9 protein-coding genes are annotated in these 11,464 nt (G+C 71.5%); 7 read left to right on the top strand and 2 right to left on the bottom strand.

The annotated features are described in order from the left end of the window. Positions 1–2 precede the first annotated feature (2 nt). The 4 genes from ACFYW9_RS22290 to ACFYW9_RS22275 are packed head-to-tail and all read left to right on the top strand — an operon-like array spanning position 3 to position 2,576. A complete protein-coding gene (locus ACFYW9_RS22290) occupies positions 3–218 on the top strand; it encodes an MbtH family protein (protein ID WP_351863477.1) in 216 nt (71 codons plus the stop codon). A gap of 8 nt (positions 219–226) precedes the next feature. Beyond that, on the top strand, positions 227–1,801 hold the full coding sequence (locus ACFYW9_RS22285) for an amidohydrolase (RefSeq protein WP_389152978.1): 1,575 nt from the start codon (positions 227–229) through the stop codon (positions 1,799–1,801). After that, the gene (locus tag ACFYW9_RS22280) at positions 1,798–2,028 is read left to right on the top strand and encodes a hypothetical protein (protein WP_389152975.1); all 231 of its coding nucleotides are present in this window, start codon (positions 1,798–1,800) and stop codon (positions 2,026–2,028) included. The genes ACFYW9_RS22285 and ACFYW9_RS22280 overlap by 4 nt, the downstream gene beginning before the upstream one ends. A 50-nt stretch (positions 2,029–2,078) precedes the next feature. Continuing rightward, entirely contained in the window at positions 2,079–2,576 is a 498-nt protein-coding gene (locus ACFYW9_RS22275; protein ID WP_351863473.1) for an NUDIX domain-containing protein, read from the top strand. A gap of 39 nt (positions 2,577–2,615) precedes the next feature. Here the strand turns inward: ACFYW9_RS22275 and ACFYW9_RS22270 are convergent, their stop codons facing one another. Further along, positions 2,616–6,698 (bottom strand): molybdopterin-dependent oxidoreductase, encoded by a 4,083-nt coding sequence (locus tag ACFYW9_RS22270; RefSeq protein ID WP_389153094.1) that lies wholly within the window; start codon positions 6,696–6,698, stop codon positions 2,616–2,618. 409 nt (positions 6,699–7,107) lie between these two features. Here ACFYW9_RS22270 and ACFYW9_RS22265 point away from each other — a divergent pair, with 409 nt between their 5' ends. After that, a complete protein-coding gene (locus ACFYW9_RS22265) occupies positions 7,108–7,560 on the top strand; it encodes a hypothetical protein (protein WP_389152972.1) in 453 nt (150 codons plus the stop codon). Between the two features lie 131 nt (positions 7,561–7,691). On the opposite strand, the gene ACFYW9_RS22260 is transcribed toward ACFYW9_RS22265, so the two are convergent. Beyond that, a complete protein-coding gene (locus ACFYW9_RS22260) occupies positions 7,692–9,251 on the bottom strand; it encodes a hypothetical protein (RefSeq protein ID WP_389152969.1) in 1,560 nt (519 codons plus the stop codon). A 516-nt stretch (positions 9,252–9,767) separates the two neighbouring features. On the opposite strand from ACFYW9_RS22260, the gene ACFYW9_RS22255 reads away from it, so the two are divergent. Beyond that, positions 9,768–9,971 (top strand): cold-shock protein, encoded by a 204-nt coding sequence (locus ACFYW9_RS22255; protein ID WP_037622929.1) that lies wholly within the window; start codon positions 9,768–9,770, stop codon positions 9,969–9,971. Between the two features lie 891 nt (positions 9,972–10,862). After that, positions 10,863–11,420, top strand: a complete 558-nt coding sequence (locus tag ACFYW9_RS22250) for a lamin tail domain-containing protein (RefSeq protein ID WP_389152964.1) — start codon at positions 10,863–10,865, stop codon at positions 11,418–11,420. The last annotated feature ends 44 nt before the right edge of the window (positions 11,421–11,464 follow it).

The following is an 11,464-nucleotide window of genomic DNA, read 5'->3' as shown; positions in this document are numbered from 1 at the left end:
AGATGACCAACCCGTTCGAGAACCCCGACGGCGTCTACCGCGTGCTCGTCAACGACGAGGGCCAGTACAGCCTTTGGCCGGACTTCGTCGATGTGCCCGCCGGCTGGACCGTCGTGCACGGCCCGGGTCCCCGGCAGCAGTGCCTGGACCACATCGAGACCAACTGGACCGACATGCGGCCCAAGAGCCTGGTGGAGAGCATGCGGCGGACGGGCTGACCCGGACGATGCTCTGTACGCGACTGACGAACGCGCGCTTCCTCACCATGGACCCCGACCGCCCCGTCGCCCGTGAACTCGGCGTGTGGCGGGGCCGGATCGTGGGCCTGGACGAGGAGGTGGCCGCCCTGCCCGCCCGCCGGGTGGTGGATCTCCAGGGCGCCACCGTGCTGCCCGGGTTCATCGACGCCCATGTCCACCTGGCCTGGACCGGGTTGAAGGCGGCCACGCCGAGCGTCGCCGGGCGCCGGACCGTGGACGAGGTGCTCGCCCTCGTGGCGGACATCGCGGCCACGGTCCCGGAGGACGGCTGGGTGAACCTCGCGGGATACGACCAGCGGCCGCTGGGACGCCACTTGACCGCCGTCGAGCTGGACAAGGCGAGCGGCGGACGCAAGGTCTTCCTGATGCACGACTCCGGACACGGCTGCGTGGTCAGCACCGCCGTCCTGGACCTGCTGCCCACCGGACTTCCGCACGAGGAGGGGTTCCTGGCCGAGGGGGCGATGGGCGTCGCCCGCGCGCTGCGGCTCCCGCACGCCCAGGAGAGCCTCGCGGACGCCATCGCCCACGCGGCCAGGGAATGCCTCTCGGAAGGCGTGACGGCCTGCGCGGAGGCGGGGATCGCGGGCGCCCTGTTCGGCCACAGCCCGGTCGAACTCGGCGCGTACCAACTCGCCCGCGAGACCGGCAGACTGCCGCTGCGGGTGCAGCTCATGGTGGCGGCCGACCGGCTGCGGCCCGTCACCGCGCACACGTCCGACGGCATCCCCCGGGCCCTCGACCTCGGCCTGCGCACAGGGTTCGGCGACGAACGGCTGTCCGTGGGAGCGCTCAAGATCTACACCGACGGCGGCATGATGGCCCGCACCGCAGCGCTGAGCAGCCCCTATGAAGGACTCGACCACGCCGGTCAGTTGCAGGACGATCCCGAAGCGCTCGCCGACACCGTGGTCGCCGGGCATCTCGCCGGCTGGCAGCTCGCCGTCCACGCGATCGGCGACCGGGCGGTCGACGTGGCCCTGGACGCCCTCGAACGGGCCCAGCGCCTGAAGCCACGCCCGGACGCACGGCACCGCATCGAGCACGCGGGGCTGGTCCGCCCGGACCAACTGGCCCGCTTCGCGCGGCTCGGCGTGATCGCCGTCGTCCAGCCCAACTTCCTGCGCTCCTTCGGGGACGACTACGCGGCGATCATGGGAGCGGGGCGCGCGCCCTGGCTGTACCGGGGGAAGGGCTTCCTGCGGCACGGCATCACGCTCGTCGGCAGTTCGGACCGCCCCGTGACGGACGGATCGCCGCTGCGCGCCGTCCAGTTCATGGTGGAGCGGGCCTCCTCGTCGGGCCGGACGATCGGACCGGACGAGGGCATCACGGTGGAGGAGGCGCTGCGCGCGTACACCGTGGGCGGGGCCTTCGCCTGCCGCTGGGAGAACAGCCTCGGAAGCCTCACCCCGGGCAAGTACGCCGACCTGGCGGTGCTTTCGGACGACCCGACGACGGTGGAGACCTCGCGCATCGGCGACATCGACGTGGTCGCGACCTTCGTCGGCGGCCAGGAGACAGAGGAGGCCGGGGCGTGAGCGCTCGGGTGGACGGTTTCGACCCGCGTACGGATCCGGAAGAGGTGTCCCCGGACCCGCTCCGTTGGGTGATCTGGAACTCCCCGACCGGGGTGATGGTGTTCGACCGGGACACCAACGGCCCGCTGCTCCTGGACGACGAGTCCGCTCTGGACGAGGTGCTGAGCAGGATGCGGGAGGCGGGCGTCCCGGAGAGCGACGACTACCCGGGGCACCCCTGCTCCTGACACCGCCCGGCCTGATCGACAGCCGGTTCCGGCTCTGTCAGGGTGAACCGATGCGGATACCCAGGCAGGCAGCCAGAGTCGCGGTGCTGGACCCGGCGGGCGCCGTCTTCATGTTCCGGTACGACAACGAGGAGGTCGGCGTCCACTGGGCGCTGCCCGGCGGCGGAATGGATCCGGGGGAGACCCCGCTCCAGGCCGCCGTGCGCGAGGTGCGGGAGGAGACCGGCTGGACGGACATCGAGCCCGACGGCACGGCGCTGTGCTTCTGGGAACACGACTTCACCCGCGTCGGTGTCCCCGTACGGCAGTACGAGCACATCTTCCTCGCGTACGGCCCTCGCAGGCAGCCGGGCGGCGAACTGGGCGCCTCGCAGGCGGCGGAGGGCATTCTCGGCGGGAGATGGTGGTCGCCGCGCGACCTCTCGGACCCCGCGGAGCCGCTGTGGCCGCCCCGGCTTCCGGAACTGCTGGCCTCGGTACGGCGGGACGGCCCGCCCGCGACGCCCGTCGACCTCGGGTTCATGCCCAACGGCGGCCTCGCTCCCTGAGCGCGAGCGAGGCCCCGCGTGCGGCGGGGCCCGCCCCGGTCAGTACACGTCGCGGACGTACCGCTTCTCGGCCGCGAGTTGTTTGACGTACGCGGCGGCCCCCTCCGCGCTGTGGCCGCCGTGGGCGACGGCGATGTCCCGGAGGGCCTGGTCGACGTCCTTGGCCATGCGGGAGGCGTCGCCGCACACGAAGAAGTGCGCTCCGTCGCGGAGCCAGGACCACAGCTGGGAACCGTGCTCGCGCATCCGGTCCTGGACGTAGACCTTGGCCCGCTGGTCGCGGGAGAAGGCCGTGTCGAGGCGGCCGAGGGTGCCGTCGGCGAGGAGGCCGGCGAGCTCCTCCTCGTAGTAGAAGTCGGTGGCCCGGTGCTGCTCGCCGAAGAACAGCCAGTTGGGCGCGCGGTGGCCGAGGGCGCGTCGTTCGTGCAGGAAACCGATGAAGGGCGCGATCCCGGTGCCGGGGCCCACCATCACCATGGGGGTGGCGGGGTCGGCCGGCGGCCGGAACCTCGGGGAGGACTGGACGAAGACCGGTACCGGTGTGCCGGGGGCCGCGTCGGCGAGGAAGGGTGAGCAGACGCCCTGGCGCGGTCGTCCGGCGTGGTTCTCGTAGCGGACGACGGAGACGGTGAGCGAGACGAGGTGCGGGTCGGTCAGCGGGCTGGAGGATATGGAGTACAGCCGGGGCTGGAGCGGCCTCAGCATGTCGGTCCACTCCTGGGCGTCGGCCCGGACCGGGTGTTCGGTGATCAGGTCGACCGCCTGACGGCCCCAGGACCACCGGGCCAGTTCGTCCTTGTTGTCGGGGCGCAGGAGCTTCTTCAGGACCCGGTCGTGCGTGCGTTCGGCGACGAAGCGCAGCATCCCGGGAGTGATCCGGGTGATGTCCAGATGCCGGTGCAGGGCGTCGTGGAAGGGCACCTCCCCGCCGCCTTCCAGGCGCACGGTGCCGTCCGGCGCGAGTCCGGTCGCGGCCAGCCATTCCGCGACGAGCTCCGGGCAGTTGACGGGGCGTACGCCGAGGGCGTCGCCGGCCCGGTACACGAGCGGGGTCTCGCTGTCGCGGGTGTCGAAGGTGAAGCGCCGGACCTCCTTGCCCGCGCCGGGCAGGCTGAGCAGCCGGTTTCCGGCCAGACGGGCGGTGACGGGGCCCGGCCTCCTCGGCGGGGCGGCGGACGGCGGCGCCGGGGGAGGGGACGCTCCCGGCGCGGCCGTCTCCACGGCGTCGTCGGTCAGGGAGGCGAGGACCTGGTCGAGCCAGGCCGTGGCCGAGGGCCCGTAGTCGGGTTCGCAGTCGGTGCGCGGTGCGAGGCGTACGGCCCCCAGTTCGTCGAGGCGCCGGTCGAGGCGGCGGCCGTGCCCGCAGAAGTCGCCGTACGAGGAGTCGCCGAACGCGAGGACCGCGTAGCGCAGGCCGTCCAGGCGGGGGGTGTCGGGCGCGGCCAGGGCGTCCCAGAACCCGGAGCCGTTGTCGGGCGCGTCACCGTCACCGAAGGTGCTGGTGATCAGCAGGACGTCGGCGCCGGCGGGCAGTTCCCCCGGGTGGGCGTCGTGCATGCCGACCAGCGTGGCCTTGTGCCCGGTGGTGGTCAGCCGGTCGGCGGCGGCCGTGGCGAACTCCTCGGCGTTGCCGGTCTGCGAGGCCCACAGGACGACGACCTCCCGGACGGGGCTTGTGGGCGCCGGGGCCGGGGGCGGCGTTCCCCGAACGGCCCGGGAGTACATGCCGGCGAGCACCCCGTTCACCCACAGGGCGTGTTCGGGACTGAAGGGCGCGCCCGGAGGCAGCACCGGTACGCCGGGAGCGCCCGGTTCGATGCCGGCGAGGAAGCCGACCAGATACCGCCGCTCGTGCTCTGCCAGGACCGGTGGCGGGGCGGGCTCGAGCCCGAAGACGCCCGCGGGACCCGCGGGCAGGGCGGCCGGCGGGCCCGGCCTCCCGGTCGCGGCGGCCGCCGCGAGGGCCGGAACCGCGCCCGCCCCGCTCCCGGGTCCCGTCGTGACCGTGGCCGTTCGCGGCGCCGTCACGGACACCGGGGTCGCCACCTTGGTCAGCGACACCGCGCACACCTTGAACTCCGGCTGGAAGGACAGCGGGTCCACGGCGTCGCTCGTGACGGCGTTGACACTCAGGTATTCACCGAACAGGTCGTTCCAGTGGAAGGGCGCGAAACAGCAGCCCGGCCGTACCCGGTCGGTCACGACCGCGGGCAGCACCGCCCGGCCGCGCCGGGAGGCGACCTCCACCGAGTCGCCGTCGGCGACACCGAGCGCGGCGGCGTCGTCCGGGTGCAGTTCCACGAAGGGCCCGGGGTTGAGCTTGTTCAGCCTGGCGACCCTGCCCGTCTTGGTCAGGGTGTGCCACTGGTGCTGCACCCTGCCGGTGTTCAGGACGTACGGGTAGTCGTCGTCCGGCATCTCGGCGGGAGCGATGTGCGGGCGGGCGTGGAACACCGCGCGGCCGCTCGCCGTCGGGAAGACCGGGCCCCCGCCGTCCTCGCCCGCATAGCGGATCGGATTGCGGTCGGGACCGTCCTCGCGCGCGGAGGGCCACTGCACCGGCGTGGAGCGCAGCCGCTCGTAGGTGACGCCCCGCAGGTCGTAGCCCGTCTTCGGGTTGTGGGCGCGCTTGATCTCCTCGAAGACCTCTTCCGCGCTGTCGTAGGAGAACCCCCGCTCGTAGCCCATCGCGCGGGCGACGGCGGCGATGATCCGCCAGTCCGCCATCGCCTCCCCGGGCGGATCCACCGCGGGCCGGGCGAGCGTGACATCGCGCTCGCTGTTGACGAGGACGCCCTCCGTCTCGGTCCACAGCGCCCCCGGCAGGACGACGTCCGCGTACGCGTTGGTCTCCGTCTCGGCGAACACGTCCTGGGTGACGACGAACTCGGCCCGCTCCAGGCCCTCGATGACGGTCTTGCGGTTGGCCACGGACGCGACGGGGTTGGTGCAGATGATCCAGCACGCCTTGATGTCCCCGTCGGCCATCTTCCGGAACATCTCGATCGTGCCCTGGCCGACCCCGTCCTTGCGGACCGTGCCGGGGGCCAGTCCCCACAACTCCTCGACGAAGGCCCGCTCCGCGTCGACCAGCACCGACCGCTGGCCGGGCAGTCCCGGACCCATGTATCCCATCTCCCGGCCGCCCATGGCGTTGGGCTGGCCGGTCAGCGAGAACGGGCCGCTGCCGGTCCGGCAGATCGCTCCCGTCGCCAGGTGCAGGTTCACCAGCGCGTTGGTGTTCCAGGTGCCGTGCGTGGACTGGTTGAGGCCCATGGTCCAGCAGCTCATCCACTCCCCGGCCTCGCCGATGAGCCGGGCCGCCTCGCGGATGTCGTCCTCCGGCACACCCGTGATCCCGGCGACGGTGGCGGGCGGGTAGTCGGCCAGGAACTCCGGCATCGCCTCCCATCCCTCGGTGTGCGCGGCGATGAAGGCTTCGTCCGTGTGACCGTTCTCGTACAGCAGACGCAGCAGACCGTTGAGCAGCGCCAGGTCCGTGCCGGGCCGGACCGGCAGGAACAGGTGCGCCTTGTCGGCGGTCGCGGTGCGCCGGGGGTCGACGACGATCAGCTTGGCGCCGCCCGACTTGACCCGCTCCATCATGCGCAGGAACAGGATCGGATGGCAGTCGGCCATGTTGGAGCCGATCACCAGGAAGACGTCGGCGTGCTCGAAGTCCTGGTAGGAGCCGGGCGGGCCGTCCGCGCCCAGCGACAGCTTGTATCCGGTGCCCGCGCTGGCCATGCACAGCCGGGAGTTCGACTCGATCTGGTTGGTCCCGACGAAACCCTTGGCCAGCTTGTTCGCCAGGTACTGGGCCTCCAGGCTCATCTGCCCGGACACGTAGAACGCGAAGGCGTCCGGGCCGTGCTCGTCGATCACCGCGCGGAGCCGACGGGCCGTCTCGGCGATCGCCGCGTCCACCGGGGAGGGCTCGGCCTCCGCTCCCCGTTCGGCGCGCACGAGGGCCGAGGCCAGCCGTCCGGGGGCGGCGAGCATGTCGGCCGTGGTCGCGCCCTTGGTGCACAGACGCCCGAAGTTGGCGGGGTGCGCCTTGTCGCCGGACGCCTTCAGGACCGTACGCCGTCCGTCGGGCCCCGTACCGACGTCGAGAACCATCCCGCAGCCGACACCGCAGTACGAGCAGACCGTCCGCACCTGCTGGGTGGTCGTGGTCACGAGCGGCCCTCCGTGTGATCGGTACCTTCCTCCACCGACGCTACGAAGGACCCATTACGCGGTTGTCACGCCGCTCGATCACCGGGGGTTACGCGCTCCACACACCGCCGCTCCGGGGTCTGTGAGGTGCCCGTACGGTGTGGCCTGCGCCGATGGCCGGGGCCCGGTGATCCGTGCGACGGGGCGGTTGTACAGTCGCCGCCGATCAGTGGGCCGCTTTCGACGTGGTTCCGTGACGCCCCGGAGGGACGCGCACCGATGTGGACCGTCATCGACGACGCCGAGCGTCCGCAGCGGGACCTCGTACCGTACGAGTCCGTCGGTCCGCTTCGGTTCGGGCCTGGAGGACGTGGCCGCGGCGATGGAAGCCCGGGGCTTCTCCGGCGGCGACGACGCGATGGGCCGGCCGCACGGAGCCCTGGCACACCGTGTGGGGTACCGCCCCGAGGGCGGACCGCTGTACGAGCACGACGTGGTGGCCTACCACAGAGAGTCCGGTGAGCTGGCGGCCGTCGCGGTCGACGCCCTGCGCGGACCCCAGGTCCGCGTCGAGGGCGTCCGCCTGATCGGCCGTGTGCCGTCCCGGCTCGAGGAGGAGTTCGAGAGGTACGCGGGGGACCGTGGCCTTGAGCGATGGCACCTCATCGAGAGCGAACCGCACTCCGAGGAACTCGGCCTGATGGTCCGGGGCCAACGGGCCGGTGACATCCTCTTGACGCGAGCCTTCTTCGTCGCCGACTTCCAGGACTGGGCCTACACGCTGCATGACTGTGTCCCGTTCGACGAGTGGGACATTCGCTGACGCCCAGACGGATCATCGAGACGCAAGGACCGTCGTCCAGCCACGGGCACGCGCGCCGGCGAGGCCGCGCGGGCGTCGTGCCGCCGACGGCCGAGGGCGCCCGGACCCGCGCCGGACGCCCCGCCATCGGCTCAGTAACCGAAGCCCGTGGTCGTGTACGCGCACTCCGTGTAGATGTAGCCCGGTGACAGTTTGGCGGTGTCCGAGGCGGGGGACTTCCCGGTGCCGCTCCGGGACTTGTGCACGAAGTAGGTGGTGCCGACGGGCAGACGGATGGTCCGCTGCGGATAGTGCTTGCCGCTGTCGCTGCACGGCTTGAAGCCGATTCCCAGCGTGCTGCCCAGCGAGTACGAGGAGCAGCCCCCGCAGGCCTTGAGGTTGAAGCTCCCCGTCACGGGTCCCGTGTACAGGACCGTTATCTCGTCGGGGCTGTCGTTCTTGACCGTGACGGTGATGCTGCCGCCCGACGCCGTCGTCGGCAGGCGCTTCCCGGCCGCGGGCACGGTCTGCGCGACCTCCGCGGCGATGGCGATCTTCTGCGCGCGCGCCCGGTTCTTGTGGTGCGGGTTCTTCTTGGCGAAGTCGTTCATGGTGGTGACGGCGTCACTGAACTTCTTGTCCTTGTACTGGTCGACACCGCAGGCGTACGCGCCCGAACGCGCGCTCCGCGAGGCCCGGTCGGCGTCCTCGCCGAGGGCGTCGGCCACACCGGCCTGTTCCCCGGGCAGTCCGCGGACCTGCGTATCGAGGGTCCCGAGCCGCTCCACGGCGGTGCACGGGTCGTCGCCGCCCACGGAGCCGACCGCCTTGTCGACCGCGCTCTTCACGGCGGGCTCGACCTTCCCGGCCTGTGCGGACCTGGGGAAGGTCGACAGGAGCTCGCCGAACTGTGTGGTCCAGCCCTCGCCTTCGCCGCTCAGGGACGCCGCCGCGCATTCGTAGAGCGACGTGGCCAGCCGGTCGTCGGGCCAGCGGGCGAGGCTGCCCAGCGTCTTCCTGTCCATGGTGCGCGGCAGCGTACGCAGGTACTTCAAGGGCGGTACGGCGGAGCAGTAGTCCTCTCGCGCGTACGGGGCGGCGACGGTGGCGTAGTAGGTCTTGAGCCGGTCGGGCACTTGCCGGGCCGCGCGTGAACCCGGGTGGTCCTCGCGGAGCGCGCCGTAGGCGGCCAGGGCGCGGCGGTATCCGGCCTCGGCCGTCGCGAAGTCCTGCTTCCCGGACTGTCCGACCAGCTTGTCGGCCCGTTCGAGCCGGTCGAGGAGCATCTGTTCCGTGGCCTCGTCGCGCGCTCCGTCGTACAGGACGACTCCCGCGGCGGGCACGGCCAGCAGGACGACGCCGAGCACGGCCGCGATCAAGGCGCTCGGCAGCAGCGCCAACCGGGTCCGCAGGCCCACGGACGCGCCGTGCGCGGCGGCCAGTACGAGGAAGAGCAGGTAGAGCACGAGCGCGGCACCGGGGACCCCGTCGGGGTCCGCGGGCAGGGCCACCACGAGCAGGATCGCCGTCGCGACCCAGCACACGGCCATCAGCCCCCAGCGGCGCACGACGGCATAACCGAGCCCGAGCCCGCTGAGGTTCAGCAACGCCACCGCGAGGGCCCGCCAGGGGTTGGCGGGAGCGGGCGGCGGCGCGGCCGGCATCGGCGGAACGACGAAGCCGTCACGAGCGCCTTGATGATCCCAGGACATGACGGTCCCCCCGTCGGTCACTCCTGAAGTTACCTGACTTGTCAGCGTACGGACAGTCAGCGACCTGCGACAGTGCCCGCATCGACCCTCCGCGCCCCGCCCGCCACTCCGAACGACAGCGGCACCGCACGTCGCACACGAAGTGACCGCGTCTTCTCATCGTGTTCTGCGTCACGTGGAGCGGCCCCGTCCGTGAGCCTTCTCGGCGCCGTCCTGACGGCCGGTCCGTGACCATGAGCCATGGGGCGGCCGCGTTCCGGCGTTGCTCGACGACCGGGGCCGGCCGCGGACATCGGGCCGTCGTGAGGCGTGTGTGTCTGCAGTGGCGCTGCACCTGACGGCCCTCGCTCTCTGGTGAGAGGCGCTCTCGCCGTGTAACGTCGCTGGCAGATGTCGTGGTTCGCAGTACCTGCCCGCGCCGTGGTGCGGGCGTTTTGCTGTGCAGTGCCCGAGGACCAGGACGACTACCTCCGGGTTCGCGCGGTGCGGACCCGTCATCGAGTGAGAGGCACTGGCATGGCCAGCGGAACTGTCAAGTGGTTCAACGCCGAAAAGGGTTTCGGTTTCATCGCGCAGGACGGCGGCGGCCCCGACGTCTTCGCGCACTACTCCAACATCAACGCCACTGGCTTCCGTGAGCTCCAGGAAGGCCAGGCCGTGACGTTCGACATCACCCAGGGTCAGAAGGGCCCGCAGGCGGAGAACATCACCCCCGCCTGATTTCCGCGTAACGCCCGCACGGCGCCTCGCCGAACGTTTTCGGCCGAGGCGTCGTGCGGGACGGCGGACCACGAAGGCTCGCTGTTCCCCAGGAGGGGCGCCGGGCCGTGTACTGACACAGCAGCCGCGTGCGACATGCCGCGGTGGGCGGCATCCGCCCTTTCCGGCGCCTCCGGCGCCGATGTTCCGACGGCCCGAGTGGCGCCGTCCTCCCCCCGTCGGCGACCCACCACCTCGCGCGGGTCGTGCCGAAGCGCCCGAGACCTTCCGGCCCGAGACCGGGCCGAGTCCGTCGGCGACGGCCCTGCCGATGACGTTCGTCGCGACGCAGGCTCCCCCCCAGAGGTGCAGACTCCCCCCGGATGCCACCCGTTGCTTCCGCGGCTTGTGGTCCGGCCGCGTCGATGATGTGTCTGTCCTCCGGGTCTTGTTCCCGGGTTTTGTGTCCGGGCCGTGCTTTCGAGGCTGTGTTTCGAGGCCCTGTTTTCGAGGTCCCGTCTTCCGGGTCGTCCCGTCGAGCCTGATCCCCGACCGTCACGCGATCCGACCGGAGCGGAACGGTGTTACTCACTTTCGGGTGACGGCCCGGTGGGCTGGGATGACGTGGAGGATGCCCGGCTATCACCCGGAAGCTGTAGGAGTACGGGAGTTGGCGATGACGAGACGTCAATCATCGGCTTTCAGCAGTTAAAGGGCTGATACAAGCATCTGTAACCGACATGTCCGTAATTCGTAACAGGGGTCGGGTGTCGCCCGTCCTGGGCGGGGATGTGCAGCAAGTTATGAGTCCTCGGCCACCGGGCCGGGACTCGCACAGGGTCGCACCGTGCGGGTTCCCCGAGAGGGGTGCCCGCACGGGGTGTGCCGGCTCTCGAACCTTGAGGAGCATTCATGTCCGTTTCCACGTCTGTCACTGCCCGTCGTATGGTGGCCGCCGCCCTGGCGGCCGGCGCGCTGGTCGGTTCGGCGTCCGTGTCGGCCTCGGCCGCGGATCCGCGCTTCGACCGCTCGCACGTGGCCATCAGCAGGGTCCAGAGCAACGCGCCGGGCTTTGACGACCGCTCCGCCCGTTCCTTGAACGCGGAGTGGGTGGAAATCACCAACTCCGGTCGCCGCGGGGTGAACCTGAACGGGTGGACGCTGAAGGACAAGGACGGCAACCGCTACACCTTCAGGCACTACACCCTGGCCGGCCGTGCCACCGTCCGTGTCCACACCGGCTACGGCCGTGACACCAGCCGTGACCTCTTCCAGGACCGCCGCAACGAGGTCTGGGACAACCGTTCCGACACCGCCACGCTGCGGAACGACCGCGGCCGCTTCGTCGACAGCGTCTCCTGGGGCCGGCACCACGACCGCAACCACGGCCGTGACGACCACCGCGGCCACGGCCGTGACGACCACCGTGGCCACGGGCACGACGACCACCGTGGCCACGACGGCCGCTGAACGTCCCCTGACGGCACGCCCGTTCAGCACCGGATGACGGAGGA

This window comes from Streptomyces sp. NPDC002698, from assembly GCF_042888945.1.
Classification (GTDB): domain Bacteria; phylum Actinomycetota; class Actinomycetes; order Streptomycetales; family Streptomycetaceae; genus Streptomyces.
Note: the sequence above shows the minus strand (reverse complement) of the source record. Positions and strands in the feature narration are given on the sequence as shown.